The organism is Saccharopolyspora sp. NPDC002578 (assembly GCF_053592695.1).
In genome coordinates this window covers 89,554-105,887 of the sequence record NZ_JBSFWJ010000017.1, presented here as the reverse complement: position 1 = coordinate 105,887, position 16,334 = coordinate 89,554, and the positions used below count along the sequence as shown (strand labels likewise).

At 71.9% G+C, this 16,334-nt stretch carries 13 protein-coding genes; 5 read left to right on the top strand and 8 right to left on the bottom strand.

Annotated elements, in window-relative coordinates; genetic code table 11:
* Positions 1–489 precede the first annotated feature (489 nt).
* From ACWD38_RS11475 to ACWD38_RS11445, 7 genes are all read right to left on the bottom strand, one after another.
* Positions 490–1,215: a hypothetical protein gene (locus tag ACWD38_RS11475; RefSeq protein ID WP_184484208.1), complete on the bottom strand. Its 726-nt coding sequence runs from the start codon at positions 1,213–1,215 to the stop codon at positions 490–492.
* The gene (locus ACWD38_RS11470) at positions 1,212–2,162 is read right to left on the bottom strand and encodes an ABC transporter ATP-binding protein (protein ID WP_184484206.1); all 951 of its coding nucleotides are present in this window, start codon (positions 2,160–2,162) and stop codon (positions 1,212–1,214) included. Before ACWD38_RS11470 ends, ACWD38_RS11475 begins: the two co-directional genes overlap by 4 nt.
* Positions 2,163–2,340: 178 nt before the next feature.
* Entirely contained in the window at positions 2,341–3,141 is an 801-nt protein-coding gene (locus tag ACWD38_RS11465; protein WP_343071647.1) for an HAD family hydrolase, read from the bottom strand.
* A gap of 49 nt (positions 3,142–3,190) precedes the next feature.
* Positions 3,191–3,847, bottom strand: coding sequence for a response regulator (locus ACWD38_RS11460; RefSeq protein WP_184484204.1), 657 nt, complete (start codon positions 3,845–3,847; stop codon positions 3,191–3,193).
* Positions 3,848–3,919: 72 nt separating this feature from the next.
* Entirely contained in the window at positions 3,920–5,452 is a 1,533-nt protein-coding gene (locus tag ACWD38_RS11455; RefSeq protein ID WP_450124020.1) for a glycosyltransferase family 39 protein, read from the bottom strand.
* Positions 5,453–5,592: 140 nt separating this feature from the next.
* Entirely contained in the window at positions 5,593–6,774 is a 1,182-nt protein-coding gene (locus ACWD38_RS11450) for a sensor histidine kinase (RefSeq protein WP_343071646.1), read from the bottom strand.
* A gap of 97 nt (positions 6,775–6,871) precedes the next feature.
* Positions 6,872–7,273 (bottom strand): hypothetical protein, encoded by a 402-nt coding sequence (locus tag ACWD38_RS11445; protein ID WP_184484200.1) that lies wholly within the window; start codon positions 7,271–7,273, stop codon positions 6,872–6,874.
* Positions 7,274–7,460: 187 nt separating this feature from the next.
* On the opposite strand from ACWD38_RS11445, the gene ACWD38_RS11440 reads away from it, so the two are divergent.
* The 3 genes from ACWD38_RS11440 (at position 7,461) to ACWD38_RS11430 (ending at position 12,003) form a co-directional block, all read left to right on the top strand.
* Complete coding sequence (locus tag ACWD38_RS11440; protein ID WP_450124019.1) at positions 7,461–9,014, top strand: dynamin family protein; 1,554 nt, start codon at positions 7,461–7,463, stop codon at positions 9,012–9,014.
* A gap of 139 nt (positions 9,015–9,153) precedes the next feature.
* Entirely contained in the window at positions 9,154–9,507 is a 354-nt protein-coding gene (locus tag ACWD38_RS11435; RefSeq protein WP_425503589.1) for a nucleotide exchange factor GrpE, read from the top strand.
* Between the two features lie 627 nt (positions 9,508–10,134).
* Positions 10,135–12,003 (top strand): dynamin family protein, encoded by a 1,869-nt coding sequence (locus ACWD38_RS11430; RefSeq protein WP_184484194.1) that lies wholly within the window; start codon positions 10,135–10,137, stop codon positions 12,001–12,003.
* Between the two features lie 243 nt (positions 12,004–12,246).
* Here the strand turns inward: ACWD38_RS11430 and ACWD38_RS11425 are convergent, their stop codons facing one another.
* Complete coding sequence (locus tag ACWD38_RS11425; RefSeq protein WP_450124018.1) at positions 12,247–13,188, bottom strand: quinone oxidoreductase family protein; 942 nt, start codon at positions 13,186–13,188, stop codon at positions 12,247–12,249.
* A gap of 122 nt (positions 13,189–13,310) precedes the next feature.
* Between ACWD38_RS11425 and ACWD38_RS11420 the strand changes: the two genes are divergently transcribed.
* Both ACWD38_RS11420 and ACWD38_RS11415 read left to right on the top strand, forming a co-directional pair.
* On the top strand, positions 13,311–14,027 hold the full coding sequence (locus ACWD38_RS11420) for a DUF6802 family protein (protein WP_184484190.1): 717 nt from the start codon (positions 13,311–13,313) through the stop codon (positions 14,025–14,027).
* A 417-nt stretch (positions 14,028–14,444) separates the two neighbouring features.
* Positions 14,445–16,265: a phosphoenolpyruvate carboxykinase (GTP) gene (locus ACWD38_RS11415; protein ID WP_184484188.1), complete on the top strand. Its 1,821-nt coding sequence runs from the start codon at positions 14,445–14,447 to the stop codon at positions 16,263–16,265.
* The last annotated feature ends 69 nt before the right edge of the window (positions 16,266–16,334 follow it).

Genomic DNA, 16,334 nt, shown 5'->3' with positions numbered 1-16,334 from the left:
AGTCGGTCTCTCGCGAGGACAGCTTTTTCCCTCGTGGCGGAGCCACTTGGGAAAAAGATCCCGCAGCGAGAGACCGACTGAGGTTCCGCTACCCGGACACCAAAGCAAAACGAGCCGTGAAAACAACCAGAAAAGCACAGGGCCCGGGCCATCCCCCGAATGACAGCCCGGGCCCTCCCCCGTCCCGACCGCCGGCGCCCCCGAGCGCTAATGCAGTCGGTCGATTCTGTTGTGCCGTCCGGTCGCCGCGCTCACTGGCGCGGTGACCGTGCCGGAGGTGTCGAGCCAGGCTCGGCACCTTGGTCTCGGATCCGCCGCGATCCGTCCACTTCGTCCGGCGGGCGGCGGAGAGGTTTCGGCCTGCGCGGAATCCGGGTGGAACTGTGATCACGGCTCGATCTTGCCGAGATCCTATCTGCTGGCGTGATCAGCCTCTCCAGCGGGAGGGGTAACGGCGCGACGGTTCGCGCCGTCACCCTCCGCGCATGATCAGGCGTCTCGCCGGTGCACCACGACGGCTGCGGTGGCGAGCACCGCGAACGCCACGGCGGCGAAGTAGGCCAGCGATCCCCACGGACCGAGCGGCGGGTCGCCGCCCATGAGGTCGGATTGCAGGAAGCGGGCCCCGACGGTGAACGGCATCCACTCCTGCAGGTCCGGGCCGATGTTGGGGACCAGCAGGATGAGCTGTTCCACCAGCAGCGACCAGATGATCAGCAGGGTCACCGCGCCGGCGGTCTGGCGCAGCAGGGCGCCGACGCCGACGGCGAGCACGGCGGCCAGCGCGAACAGCGGTCCGATGCCGACGAGCTGCCGCCATTCGGTCGCGGTGCTGACGGCGAGTTCCGGTCCGGGCGCGAGGAGTTGGGCCACGCCCCAGGAGCCGAACGCGGCGAGCTCGCCGAGGACGAACGCGAGGGCGGCGACGACGCCCGCTTTCGCCAGCAGCACCGCCGTCCGGTTCGGCGCCGCTTGGAAGGTGGCCCGGATGGTGCCGAAGCGGTATTCGGTGGTGACGGCCAGCGCCGCGAGCACCAGCACGACCATCAGCCCGAACTGGTAGCCGGACAGCGCCTGGCTCAGGGACATGCCGCCGTCGACGGCCCAGCCCATCATCGCGGCGAAGCCGATGGTGAGCGCGAGCGCGGTGGCCGAGCACCACCAGGGCGAGCGGGTGGAGAACAGCTTGATGCGTTCCACGGCGAGCAGCGTCATCGGGCGTCCTCCCCGGCGGTGGCGAGCACGCCGCCGAAATCGGTCTGGTACTCCACGGCTTGGCTGGTGAGCTGCATGAACGCTTCTTCCAGCGAGCCTTGCTGCGGGCTGAGTTCGTGCAGCACGAGCTGGTGGGCGGCGGCGAGCTCACCGATCTGGTCGGTGTCCGCGCCGGTGACGACGATGGTGTCGGGCTTCGCCGCGTCGAACGGGAGCACGGTGCGCCCGTCGTCGACGAGCAGTTCGCGCAGCCGGGCGGCGTGCGGCGAGCGGACCTTCAGCGAGCCGGTGCCCGCGCCCGCGACGAACTCCTCGGTGCTGCACTGGGCGATCAGTTCGCCTTTGCCGACGACGACGAGGTTTTCGGCGGTCAAGGCCATTTCGGACAGCAGGTGGCTGGAGACGAACACGGTGCGGCCTTCGTCGGCGAGCTGCCGCATGAACCGGCGGATCCAGTGGATGCCTTCCGGGTCGAGCCCGTTGACGGGTTCGTCGAACAGCAGGATCTTCGGGTCGCCGAGCAGCGCGGCGGCGATGCCGAGGCGCTGCGACATGCCCAGCGAGAAGCCGCCGGCGCGGCGCTTGGCCACGGCGGTGAGCCCGACCATTTCGAGCACTTCGTCGACGCGGCTCACCGGGATGCGGTTGGACCGCGCGAGCCAGCGCAGGTGCGCGTGCGCGGAGCGGTTCGGGTGCACCCACTTGGCGTCGATCAGCGCTCCGACGGTGCGCAGCGGTTCGGTGAGCTCGCGGTAGTCCTTGCCGTCGACGCGGACGGTTCCGGCGGTGGGCCGGTCCAAGCCGAGGATCATGCGCATCGTGGTGGACTTGCCCGCGCCGTTGGGCCCGAGGAATCCGGTCACGGTGCCGGGTTGGACGGTGAACGACAGGTCGTTGACCGCGACCGTCGATCCGTAGCGTTTGGTGAGGCCGACAGCCTCGATCATGGTGTCTCCCGTGTGCGGCGGGCCCTCGGCGTGGTCCGAGCGACGAGGAGAACTCTGCCGCACCGGCCGGGCCGGACGCCTCGGCCTTCCGGCCATGGCGGGTACACCTATCGGCCAAGTTCGCGCGGGTTCGGCTCATCCCCGCGGTCGAGGTGCCGCACGCTCGGTGTTCAGCGCGTCACGGGAACCAGCGGGCGAGGGCGGGAACCACGCCGTCCTCGGCGACGGGACCCGTCACTTCGGCGGCGGCGAGGCGCACTTCGGCGGGGGCCTGGCCCATGGCGACGCCGTGCGCCGCCCAGCGCAGCATCTGCACGTCGTTGGTGCCGTCGCCCGCGGCGAAGGTGTCCTCGGCGGCCACGCCGAGTTCGGTGCGCAACTTCTCCAGCGCGGAGCCCTTGGTCACCCCGGCGGGCACCAGGGTCACCCACGGCTCGTAGTGGTCGATGGTGACGGTGCAGCCGGGCAGGTCCACTCCCGCGAGCGCGGCGGTGACCTCTGCGGGTTCGTGGCCTTCCCAGTTCGCGATGAGCCGCGGTACCGGCTCCGCGAACAGCTCGTCCAGGTCGGCGAGCCGCTGCGGCCCGTGCAGCTGGTATTCGCGGAAGGGGCTGGTGACGAGGCTGCCGGTGCCGATCTGCTCGGCCGCGTAGCTCGCTCCGGGCAGCAGCGCGGTGAGCCGCGCGTGCACCGGAGCGGGGTCGAAGGTCTCGACGGCGAGGGCGTCGCCGGTGGTGGCGTCGAGGGTGACCGCACCGTTCGAGCACAGGGCGACTCCGCTGGTCAGCCCGAGCTCGTCGAGCACCGGCAGCGTGCCGAGCATGCTGCGCCCGGTGGCGATCACCACGTGCGCGCCGGCGGCCGCGACCCGGCGGACCGCCGCGCGCACCGGCGCCGAGATGGTCTGCGGATCGGGGTCGAGCAGCGTTCCGTCCACGTCGAGCGCGACGAGCCTGGGTTTCCATCCGGGAGCTGGCACGCCGCCCAGGCTAACCGCCCACCAGCGCGAACGTCCCGCCCCGACACCGTCACCGAGCGCCGGGCCGGACCAGCCCGGTCTCGTAGGCGAGGATCACGGCCTGCACCCGGTCCCGGACTCCCAGCTTGGCCAGCACCCGGCCGATGTGGGTTTTGACGGTGGCTTCGGAGACGTGCAGCCGCGCGGCCAGCTCCTGGTTGTTGAGCCCCCTGCCGACCAGCGCCAGCACTTCCCGTTCCCGTTCGGTGAGCACGTCCAGCACCGCCCGGTCCCGGCTGCCGCCGTCCGCGGTGTCCAGGAACCGTTCGAGCAGCCGCCGGGTGACGCTCGGCGCGACGACGGCGTCGCCGCCGGCGACGGAGCGCACCGCGGTCACCAGGCTCTCCGGTGGGATGTCCTTGAGCAGGAATCCGCTGGCACCGCCGCGCAACGCGGCGAGCGCGTACTCGTCGAGGTCGAAGGTGGTCAGCACCAGCACTCGCGCGTCGCAGCCCGCGATGATCCGCCGGGTGGCTTCGATGCCGTCGAGCACCGGCATCCGCACGTCCATCAGCACCACGTCCGGTTCGACCTGCTCGGCGAGCTGCACGGCTCGTGCGCCGTCGCCCGCCTCGCCGACGACCTCGATGTCGGGGTGCGCGTCGAGCACCATGCGGAACCCCATGCGCATCAGTTCCTGGTCGTCGACGAGCAGCACTCGAATCATGATCCGCAAGCCTAGGTCCGCTTCTCCCGCGCTGGAACCGTTTTCGGGCGGTCGGAGCGCGACGGCGGTCCGCTACTCCGCTGCCCCGGGCGTCGCTCCAGGTGGCGGAGTCGGCGCGGTTCCGCCGTGGCGGAGGCCGACGTGCCACAGGTCCCGCCACAGCCGATCCCACGGCCGCTTCGGCTGCGCCACCGCCCACACCGGAGTCCCCTGGTACCGCGAAGGCACCGGCAAGTCCACTGTGTCCACTCGTCGCACGGACCCGAAGTGCCGGGCGAGGAATTCGCGGTCGGCGCCCACGTAGATCGCTCGGGCGGTGTCGTCGGCCGGCCTGCCGAACTCCCAGAAGCCGCGGCTGGCGCTGTGCACCTCGGTGCGGCCGTAGTGGTGCACGGCGCTCGCCACCCAGTAGTCCTCGGTGATCACGGGGGCCCGCTCCCGCCGGGCATGGTCCTCGACGACCGCGGTGAGCTCCGGCCAGCCGGTGCTGCCGGTGCCGACCAGGTCGAACCGCGGGATGAGCGCGACGGGCAGCACCGGCAACGTGGCCAGGACCGCGACCAGCGCGGAGATCCCGTACAGCCGCGGGGACGGCCACCTCGCCCGCAGTCCGGTCGCGCCCGCGGCGAACAGCAAGCCGTAGAAGCCTGCCGAGTAGTACGGCCGCGCCTGCGCCAGCAGCACCAGGCCCGTCACGATCAGGACGGTCCAGCCGAGGAACCGGTACGGCCGCAGCTCCGGTGCGCGCAGCAACCGCCACAGCCCCAGGCACAGCAGCACGCCGCCGGGAACGCCGGCACAGAGCACCACCGCGGGCAGCGCCAGCGGCCCGAACGAGCTCTCGGCGGCGACGGCCTCGCCCATGGTGAGCTGCGGCCAGCCGCGCTCGGCCTGCCACCACAGCGTGGGCGCCGCGAGCGCCAGCACCCCGGCCGCACCGGCCCACAGCGCCGGACGGCGCAGCAGCGACCGCGGGCCGACGCACAGCAGCACTACCACCAGCACCGCCCACAGCACCGGGATCAGCAGCTTCACCTGCACGGCCAGCGCGGTGCAGGCGGTGGCGAGCAGCAGCGCGCGATCCCGCCGGACGCCCTGCTCGTGCAGCCGAACCCAGCGCACCAGCTGCCACAGCACGACGCTCCACAGCAGCGGGTCGAAGGAGACGGTCGCCAGCATGTGCCCGCCCGCCAAGGTCTGCCCCGACACGGCCCACGCTCCGCCGGCCAGCAGCTGCGCGCGGCGATCACCGCCGAATTCCCGAGCGAGCAGGGCCGTCACCACGACCCCGGCACCGGCGGCGAGAGCGGGCAGCAACCGCAGCGCGAACAGCGAACCGGGGGCCGCCGTGTCGGCGAGCAGCGCGATCAGCGGCACCAGCGGCGGCTGGTCGACGTAGCCCCAGTCCAGGTGGTCGCCGGCGGCCAGGAAGTACAGCTCGTCCGCGTAATAGCCGTAGCGACCGCTGGTGATCAGCAGCACTGCGCTCACGGCCGCCGCGATCAGCAGCAGCGGGCGGGTCGCGAGCGCGGGCGGATCGACGCGGGCCGGCGGGGTCGCGCCCCGCGGGGCGCGGACCGAACGGACGTCGAGGGTGGTGGTCATGGGCACATCCCGGGGCCGGTCGGGTTCGGACCGGACCAGGCTGCGGCGCGGAACTCTGGACCCGCGTCCGTCCGGGCGGGGAAATCGGATCCGCCGCGCGTCCCGCCGCAGTAGGACGACGCCTCATCCCGCCGTCGCGGTCAGCCCTGATCGGCGCTCGGCACCGGCAGTTCCGCGCGCACCCGCCAGCCGCCCCCCGGGCGAGCACCCGCGGTCAAGGTTCCGCCGTAGAGCACGGCCCGCTCCCGCATCCCGCCCAGTCCGTTGCCGGTGGAGGGCAGGTCGCGCGGGCCGGGCGCTCCACCGTCGGCGACGTCGAGCACGACGGCTCCACCGCCGACGTCCACCCGCACCTCCGCCGCGCCACCACCGTGCTTGAGCACGTTCGTCAACGCTTCCTGCACGATCCGGTACACGGCGAGGCCGAGCCCGGTCGGCAGTTCCTCGACGTTCCCGGTCAGTTCGAACCGGATCGGCAGGTCCGGGCGCCGCACCCGCTCGACCAGTTCGCCCAGCGCCGCCGCATCGGGCTGCGGCGTCCACGCGCCGTCCTCGGCCGGATCGTGCAGCACGTCCAGCAGGCCGCGCAGCTCGCGCAACGCCGACCGCCCGGTGTCCGCGACGGTGCGCGTCGCGCGTCCGGCCAGTTCGGGGTCGGTGCGCAGGGCGTAGCTCGCGCCATCGGCCTGCGCGATCATCACGCTGAGCGAGTGCGCCAGCACGTCGTGGAGCTCGCGAGCGATGCGGTTGCGCTCTTCGGCGACTGCCAGCCGCGCCTGCCGGTCGCGTTCGGCCTCGGCGCGGCGCAACCGCTCCTCGACTTCCCGCAGGTGCGCCCGGCGCGCGGCGATGAACTCGCCGAACGCCCAGATCAGCGCGGTCAGCAGCAGGTAGCTCAGCATCGACCAGGAAGCGGCGGTGAGCGGCGCCGCGATCGGCAGCGGGACGACGGTGAGCAGCCCGGCCAGCACGATCAGGTTGAGCGCCGCGGTCAGCGCCACCGCGAGCCGGCGGTGCCCGGTGCTGATCAGCGTGTGCAGCACGAAGAACGCCGCGACCTGACCCGGCGTGAACACCGGGCCCGAACCCAGCAGCAGGTTCGTGAGGACCACCCCGGCGACGACGGTGACCGAAGCGAGCGCCGGTGCCCGGTGGCGCAGCGCGACGGGACCGCAGGCGAGCACTCCGCCGAACACCGCCGTCGGCCAGAACGGTCCGTGCATACCGGCCTCGGACATCAGGTGCGCGACGAGCAGCACCGTCGCGATGCACGCGTCCAGGGCGATTCGATGCTTCCGCGACCACGCGCTCCGGTTCCGCACCGCCCCGAGCGTAGGCGTCGGCCACCCCGGGTTCGTCCTCCTCGGAGACGGTCCGCGTCCTACCCGGGTCGTACGCGCGGCGGCCGTGACCGGGCGATCAGCCGGTGCGGGGGTGCGGTTCGGCGTCGAAGTGCTCGCTGGTCCGGGCGGCGATCTCCTCCTGCAGGGCCTTGTCGCGCTGCTTGGTGCGCAGCCGGGCGAGGATCCAGATCGTGATGCCGTGCGCGGCGGCCAGCACCAGCAGCAGCACGCCGGTGCGGGTGAGCACGGCGTAGAACGGGTCGGCACCGCCGATCGGGACGGTCGAGAGCAAGGTGACCACGCCGAGCGTCGTCAGGTGGAACAGCACGGTGACCAGTTGGTTCACCGAGTCGGCGACCTTCCCGTCCGGGTAGGCGGCTTCCAGGTAGGTGGTGCCGCTGCGGCGCAGCAGCCAACCGTCGACGAAGACGAGCACGATGCCGATGACCAGGAATGCGAGGGTGTGTCCGGTTCCCACGGGAATCACCAGTTCCGTCGTCGAGTGCGCTGTGCGCAAGTCCGTGCCCGCAACGGATTCCCGGGTTGATCGTTCGCCAAACGATGTCGCCCCGCCGATCCGCGGCGAAGCGCCGACGACCCGGCCGGAAGATCCGCCGCGCATGGCACGATGGCCGCGATCACAGCACGGGGTTGAGGAGGCAGGGGTGACATCGCCGGTCGAGCAGCACTGGGCGGGTCCGCTGTCGTCGTCGGTCGCCCGGTTGTGCGCCGGGTTGCGGGCCCAGGTCTCGGACACGACGGCGGCCGGTTTCGACGAGGTGCTGCGGCGGTTGTCGGCGCCGCTGCAGGTCGCGGTGGCGGGACGCATCAAATCCGGCAAGTCCACCCTGGTGAACGCGCTGATCGGCAGGCGGGTCGCGCCGACCGACGTCGGCGAGTGCACCCGGCTGGTGACCCGCTTCCAGTACGGCACGGTCGATCGCGTCGAAGTGGTCTTCCACGACGGGACCAAGCAGGCCGTTCCGTTCGACGCCGACGGCGGCATCCCCGGTGAGCTGGGCGTGGAGCTGCACCGGGTGTCGCACCTGGAGGCCTACCTGACCAACGCCGTGCTGCGGGACCTCACGGTGATCGACACCCCCGGGCTCGGCTCGCTCGACGCCGCCTCGGTGGCGCGGACCGAGCAGCTGCTCGGCGCCCGCGAGACGACCGGTGACGACCTGGACCCGGTGTCGCACGGCGCGGTCGCCGGGGCGGAGGCGGTGGTCTACGTGGTGACGCAGGCGGTGCGGGCCGACGACCAGCACGCCTTGGAGGCGTTCACCGCGGCCACCGCGAGCCGCGAGGCGGGGCCGGTGAACGCGATCGCGGTGCTGAACAAGGCCGACACCGTCGAACCGGACTCGATCCCGGGTTCCGAGGGCGACGTGTGGCGGGCCGCCGCCGCGCTGGCCGGTGAGCAGGCCGCGCTGCTCGGGCCGCGGGTGGCGGAGGTGCTCCCGGTGATCGGGCTGCTGGCGGAGACCGCGGAGACCGGTGGCTTCACGTCCGCCGACGCCGACGTGCTGCGGGCGTTGGGGGAACTGGACGAGACGACGCGCCGGACGATGCTGATGTCGGCGGACCTGTTCACGAGCTGGGAATGCGAGATCCCCGAGCGGGACCGCGCGCGGCTGCTGGAGCGGCTGGACCTGTACGGGGTGCGGCGGGCGCTGGCGGAGCTCGACGCCGATCCGGCGATCACGGCGGGGGCGTTGCGCCGGGCGCTGCTGGACTGCTCCGGGCTGGCGGGAGTGCTGAGCAGGCTGGACGAGGTGTTCCGGGCCCGCGCCGACGGGATCAAGGCCGCCGCCGCGCTCGCCTCGGTGACGGCGCTGGCGCACGCGTCCGGTGACGCGGGCGAACGGCAGCGGGTGCACGACGCGGTCGAGGTCCTGCTGACCCGCCCGGAGGCGCACCAGCTGCGACTGCTGGAGGCGTTGACGCTGGTCGCCTCGGGTTCGGTGGTGCTGCCGGACGATCTCGTGGAGGAGGTGCTGCGCATCGGGGGCAGCACCGATCCGGGTGCGCGGCTGGGGTTGGCCGGGCGACCGCAGCACGAACTCGTCGAGTACGCGATGGAGCGGGCCGGGTGGTGGCGGTCGTACGCCTCGTTCGGTGCGACGCCGGCGCAGAGCCGCATCGCGTTCGTGGTGCACCGGGCGTACTTCTTGATCTGGCAGCAACTTCAGCCCGGACAGGTCCGGATACCCGGCTGAGCTTCAGCCACCGGCGAGCGGAGGGGACGCGGCGGTGCGGGACTGGCTTCGACGACGATCTTCACCCGGTCGTGGAACCGAGCGGGAGGCCCCGCCGTCCGATCCGAGCGCGGACGAACCCGCGGAGCCGGACGCCGAGTTGGGGGCTGACATGACCGCCGTGCACATCGACCCGCTCGACCAGGCACGTTCCGAACGCGCCGCGCTGATCAAGCTGTGCCTGTACGCGCTGGACCGGGCCCGCAGCAACGGCGTCGTCGAGCGGCTCGCCGAAGGGCTCGACGGCATCGGCGTGGCGCTGCTGCGCCCGGACGGGCAGCCGTTCGACCCGGCGCGGCACGAAGCCGGCGGCACCGCGCCCACCGATGATCCCGCCTTGGACGGGATCATCGCCGAGACCGAGGTGCTCGGGTTCGCCGACCGCGACCAGGTGCTGCGGGCGCCGATCGTCACCGTGTACCAGCTGCGCTCGGGAACATCCGGAACGAGCTGAACCACTGCCGCGGCGACGTCCGGTTCCGCTCCGGGCGCGGGGCGGCTTCACGGGGTTCGGCGAAGTCGGGCAGGACCGAGCTGAGCGACATCAGGAGCAGAACGGCGAACGCGAGGATCAAGCCGAGAGCCGTGCCGATGGTGGTGAGCATGGTGTGCCTCCTTGCCGGTGACTTCGCCGCTGTTCCGCGGCTGACATCAGAATCGCCGGTCAGCGGGGGTTCGCGGATCAGCCGACAGGCTCGACGCTCCTACTACCTCCGGCCAGTGCCCTGCGGCGGCACACCTGGCCGATCGGCCGATACGTCCGCCTTCGCTCTCGGCCTGACCGACGACGCCGCTCACCTGGGCAAGATCAACGACGGGCGGTGCGGAGCACGACCGGTGGAGCGCGCGGCTGCGGCGAACGGGGACGACCGCGCCGCACGATCAGGTGTTCGTCGACCGGCTCCCCGCCACGGCCCGTGCGGCAACCGGGGCATGAGCTCGTCGAGTCGGGTGGACCGGGCGCGGAACGGGCCGCCGGCCGGGACTCGGCGGGTACATTCACGCCCGCGCCGGATCCCATCGGTTCCAGCGGCGAGACCCGCGCCCGAGCGGCATCCGACCCAGCGACAGGAGCGTGCGCATGACTTCGGCCGGCCCGGCGACCGGGGTGCCCGTGGCGGCCACCGCCTTGCCCCAGCAGGTCAAGCAGACCAGGGACAGGCTGTTCGCGCTGCTGCGGGAAGCCGCCCCCTCCTCGGCGGACTGGGTGGACGAGGTGCGGCTCTCCCGTCCTCGGGTGCCGAGCGTGGTGGTGGTCGGCGAGACGAACCGGGGCAAGAGCTCCCTGGTGAACGCCCTGATCGACAGCCCCGGACTGTCCCCTGTGGACGCTTCGGTGGCGACGTCGACGTACCTGGAGTTCCGCCACGGCGAGCAGTGGCGCGGACTCGCCTGCTACCCGGCCGACGCCGACCCCGTCGAGTTCGCCGTCGACGCGCTGCCGTCCTGGGCCTCCGCGCGCGGAGTCCTGCCCGCGGACGCCTTACCTCCCCGGCACCTGCGCATCGAGGCGCCGCTGGACTCGCTCGCCGAACTGACCATCGTGGACACCCCCGGCGTGGGCGGGCTGGACTCCATCCACGGTGAGCTCGCCGCCGAAGCCGCCTCCGCCGCCACCGCGCTGCTGTTCGTCGCCGACGCCTCCGCCCCCTTCACCCGCGGCGAGCTGGACTTCCTGCACGGCGCGGCGGACCGGGTCGAGACCGTGGTGTTCGCCCTCGCCAAGACCGACCAGCACCGGGGCTGGCGGCAGGTGCTGGAGGAGAACCGCAGGCTGCTGGCCGAGCACGCGCCGCGGTTCGCCGACGTGCCGATCCACCCGGTCTCGGCGCGGATGCTGGAACTCGCGGCGCAGGCGCCGAACGAGCAGGCCGCCACGATGCTGCGGGAGCGCTCCGGGGTGACCGAGCTGCGCTCCGCGCTGGAACAGCTCGTCGGCGGCCGGGCCGCGATGCTCGGCGAGGCGAACACGATGCGCGCGCTGTCCACCGTGCTCGGCGAGCTCGCGGTGCGGCTCGCCGCGGAGCAGCGAGCGCTGACCGTGGGCGAGGCCGAAGCCGAATCGCTGCGCGCCCGCCGCGACGAGCTCGCCGCGTCCCGGCGCTCCTCCACCCGCGGCTGGCAGCTCAAGCTGCGCGGCGAGATCCAGCGCACCCGCGTCGAGGTCAGCCACGAGGTGACGCGGCAGATGCGGGAAGTGCAGAGCTGGTTCCGCCGCGCCATCGACACCGCCGAGCACGGCGCGCTCACCGCCCTGCCGCACCAGGTCGACACCGCGTTGCAGATGGTGTCCTCGCGGGTGTCGGCGCTGCTGTCGGCCCGGCTGGCGAAGGTGGCGGAGGTGTCGCTGGCGGAGCTGTTCTCCGCCGAAGAGCTCGACGTGATCCGCTCCCAGTTCGCCCGCGGCGCGCAGTCGCCCATCGCGCTGCGGCCACCGGACAAGCGCGCGCCGACGGCCGAGGACAAGCTGCTGGTGTTCATGGGCATCTCCGGCGGCCTCGGGGTGGGCCGGGCGGCGGCGATGCCGCTGGCCGGGATCGGCGTGGGCGTGCTGAACCCGGTGGTGCTGCCGGTGACGATCGTGCTCGGGCTGGGCGCGGGCTGGTGGATGGCGCGCACCCGCAAGCACGCCGCCGACAAGCAGCACCTCAAGCAGTGGCTCACCGAGGCCATCGCCGACGCGCGATCCGCGCTGGACCAGCTGGTGTCCGAGCAGCTCATCGAAGCCGAGCAGCAGCTGTCGCTGGCGCTGGACGACGCGCTGGGCAGGCGCATCGAGTCGATCGAGGCGGAACTGCGGGAGGTCGACAAGGCGCTGAAGATGGACGCCGCCGAACGCAGCCGCCGGCTGCACACCGCCGAGCAGCGCTTGGCGGAGGCCACCTCCGGCCGCGACCGCGCCGAACACCTCCTCGGCGCCATCCGCGGCCTCCGCGACCGCGCGGAATGACCACGGCTCTTCTCTCGTAGTGGTCAGGTGGCGGAACCTCAGCGTTCTTCTCGCTGCGGGATCTTTTTCCCAAGTGGCTCCGCCACGAGGGAAAAAGCTGTCCTCGCGAGAAGAACGCTGAGAACCCGCGGGTGGTCGGCTTTTCGACGTGGGCTATGTGCTTCGCACATACAGGCACGGCCTACGGCCGCAAGGCAGGCGTGGCTTCGCCGCCCAAGGCACGGCTTCGCCGCTGGTTAAAGGTCAGGGCAGCAGGATCAGCTTCCCGCCCGGGTGGCCGTCGATGGAGAGGCGGTGGGCTTCGGCGGCTTCGGCCAGGGGGAAGGTGCGGGCGATGGGGACTTCGAGCCGTCCCTCGGCCGCGAGCGGCACCAGCCGCTCCCACGCCGCGCTGCGGATCTCCGCGCCCGGATCGGCACCCGGACCGCCGCCGACCAGCTTGATCCCGTCGCCCGCGCGCTGGAACGCGGCGGCGCTGACCACCCGGTCCGGCGGCACGAGCGCCAGCGACGCGTCGATCGCCTCGTCGGTGCCCGAGGTGTCGATCACCCCGGAGATGCCCTCGGGCGCCGCCTCCCGCACCCGGTCGACCAGTCCCTCGCCGTAGCGCACCGGCGTGACGCCGTAGCCGCGCAGCGCCTCGGCGCGCTTCTCGCCCGCGGTGCCGACGACCCGCGCGCCCGAGGCCACGGCCAGCTGGGCGGCGAGCACTCCGACCGAACCGGACGCCCCGTGGATCAGCAGCGTGGTGCCCTCGACGTCGCCGAGCAGCGTCAGCAGGTGCACGGCGGTCTCACCGGCGAGCAGCAGACCGGCCGCGGTCTCCCAGGACAGCCCGGCCGGTTTCGGCACCGCGTGGGTCGCGCGCACCGTCACCGAACTCGCGTACGCGCCGGGGGCCGGCTGGACCAGCACCTCGTCGCCCACCGAGATCGGGCCCGCCTTGCCGGTGGCGCCCTCGCCGACGGCGGTGACAACCCCGGCGAGTTCGTTGCCCACCGGCAGCGGCAACTTGTCCGGGTTCGAACCGAACGCGCCGCTGTAGAGCTTGTGGTCGATCGGGTTCACCCCGATCGCGCGGACGTCGACGGTGATCCGGCCCGCGGCGGGTTCGGGCACCTCGGTGTCGACGACGGACAGCACTTCCGGGCCACCGAACGCGGTGGCGACGACCTGTTCAGCCATGTCGGTGCGAACGCCCGGGGGCGCCGGGCTGATTCCCGGGTTCACCCGAGTAGGTACCGGAGGGGAACCGCGCGGCTCTACGCTGCGTCGTAACGCTGAGCCGCTGGAAGTGGGGTCGACACATGTACATCGAGGAGACCGGCGCGGGCGACGGCGACATCAAGGTCACCGTCGAGGGCGCGGAGTACACCGCCGAGGCGAACTACGACCTCGACGGCGACGGCGTGGACGACGCGGTCACGATCATGACCGACGACGGCTACGTCGCCTACGTCGACGAGGACGCCGACGGGCGCGCCGACATCATGCAGACGGTCGACGCCGAAGGCGCCGTCGTCGGCCAGGCCCGCTACGACGCGGCCAGCGGCGACTGGGTCGCCGAGCAGCCGCAGCAGCACCCCGTCGACGACGACCCGCGCGAGCAGGGCGGCGCGTCGATGGTGATCGACACCCCCGGCGGCGAGCAGCAGGTCGGCCCCGCCACCGAGGACACCGACAACGACGGCCGCGCGGACACCGCCGTGGTCACCACCGAGACGGGAACGATGCTGGTCACCGACGTGGACGGCGACGGCTCGGCGGACCAGCTGGTGGAGATCGGCAACACCGGCGAGGTCACCATCACCCACCACACCGGCGCCGGTCAGTGGACGGTCGTCGAGCAGGGGCGCCTCGACCAGCAGGGGCAGTACACCCCGGCTCCGCACCCGGTCGCGGGCGCGACCGACGACGCGACCTGGACGTTCGACGCCCCGGAGCCGCCGCAGCAGGACCCGCGTCCGCTGGGCGCTCAGGCCCCGCAGGACGTGTGCTCCGATTCGGACGCCGCCTGGAGCTGATCTCCCGCCCGAATTCGCCCGTTCCGGTGCGTTTCGGGCGCCTCCGCGTGCTCCGCGAACCCCTTCCGGTGCCCCTCTCCGGAAGGCGAGCGGCCATTCGACGGACGCCGACGTGTCACCTCTCGTTCGCGGCACTGTCCGCTTCGCCGGAAATCCTTGGTCATCCAGGCTCAACAGCGGCCGAATTTTCGTCTAGACCTCTGCACCGGCTCGGTACTGAATCGATCCCCTTATCGTTCCTGTGAGAGAACCGACACAGCTGATCTCCATGGCGAGCGCCCGGCACCGTTAGCCTCGGTGCATCCCTTTCCATTCCGCCCGTTCTGCGGGTGGGGCGGAGCATTCTCTGAACACGCCGACGGCACCGCCGTCGGACAGGATTCCGGGCTGTGGCGCCCAGTCAGGAGACGCGAAGCGATGACCGCCTTGACCATCCCCGGTCTCGACCAGGCACCGACCCAGCACGCACGCCTGCTGTCGTGGGTGCGCGAGGTCGCCGAGCTGACCACCCCCGACCGGGTCGTGTGGTGTGACGGCTCCCAGCAGGAATGGACACGGCTGACCGACGAGCTGGTCGAAGCGGGCACCTTCACCCGGCTGGAGAAGAAGCCGAACTCGTTCTGGGCGGCTTCCGACCCGACCGACGTCGCGCGCGTCGAGGAGCGGACCTTCATCTGCTCCCAGGAGCGCAAGGACGCGGGCGTGACGAACAACTGGAAACAGCCCGACGAGATGAAAGCGATCATGACCGAGCTCTACCGGGGCTCGATGCGCGGTCGCACCATGTACGTCATCCCGTTCTGCATGGGCCCGCTGGAGGCCGAGCAGCCGAAGCTGGGCGTCGAGATCACCGACAGCGCCTACGTGGTCACGTCGATGCACATCATGACCCGGATGGGGTCGAAGGTCCTGGACAAGCTCGGCGAGGACGGCGAGTTCGTACCGGCGCTGCACTCCGTGGGCGCCCCGCTGGAGCCGGGTCAGCAGGACGTCCCGTGGCCCTGCAACGACACGAAGTACATCACCCACTTCCCCGAGGAGCGGATGATCTGGAGCTTCGGCTCCGGCTACGGCGGCAACGCGCTGCTGGGCAAGAAGTGCTACTCGCTGCGCATCGCCTCCGCCATGGGCCGCGACGAGGGCTGGCTCGCCGAGCACATGCTGATCCTCAAGCTCACCTCGCCGGAGAACAAGGTCCACTACGTGGCCGCCGCGTTCCCGTCGTCGTGCGGCAAGACGAACCTGGCGATGCTGCAGCCGACCATCCCGGGCTGGAAGGCCGAGACCCTCGGCGACGACATCGCCTGGATGCGCTTCGGCGAGGACGGCCGGCTGTACGCGGTGAACCCGGAGGCCGGGTTCTTCGGCGTCGCCCCCGGCACCGACGAGAACACCAACCCGAACGCGATGCGCACCATCGAGCAGGGCAACACGCTGTTCACCAACGTGGCCCTCACCGATGACAAGGACATCTGGTGGGAGGGCATGGGCGACGCGCCCGCGCACCTGACCGACTGGAAGCAGCGGGACTGGACGCCGGACTCCGACGAGAAGGCCGCGCACCCGAACTCGCGCTACTGCACGCCGATGTCGCAGTGCCCGATCCTGGCCGACGAGTGGGACGACCCGCAGGGCGTGCCGATCTCGGCGATCCTGTTCGGCGGTCGCCGCAAGACGACGGTTCCGCTGGTCAACGAGTCCTTCGACTGGCAGCACGGCGTCTTCATGGGCACCACGATGTCCTCGGAGACCACCGCCGCCGCCACCGGCCAGGTCGGCGTGGTGCGCCGCGACCCGATGGCGATGCTGCCGTTCATCGGCTACAACGTCGGCGACTACTTCCAGCACTGGGTGAACATGGGCAAGTCGGCGGACGCGTCGAAGCTGCCCCGGATCTTCTACGTGAACTGGTTCCGCCGCGACGAGTCCGGCAAGAAGATCGTGTGGCCGGGCTTCGGGGAGAACTCCCGCGTGCTCAAGTGGGTCGTCGAGCGCATCGAGGGCACCGCCGCCGCCGAGGACACCCCCATCGGCCGGGTTCCCTCCGCCGACCAGATCGACCTGTCCGGGCTGGACACCTCCCGCGAGGACGTCGACATCGCGCTGAACGTGGACGTCGACGAGTGGAAGGCCGAGATCCCGCTGATCGAGGAGTGGTTCGCCACCATCGGTGACGACCTGCCCAGCTCCATCCGGGACGAGTTCGACGCGCTCAAGCAGCGCCTCGGCGCCGCCTGACGCACCACCGCACCGAGCTAGGGCCGCCCGCGGAGATCTTCCGCGGGCGGCCCTTCTTCGTGCGCGGGC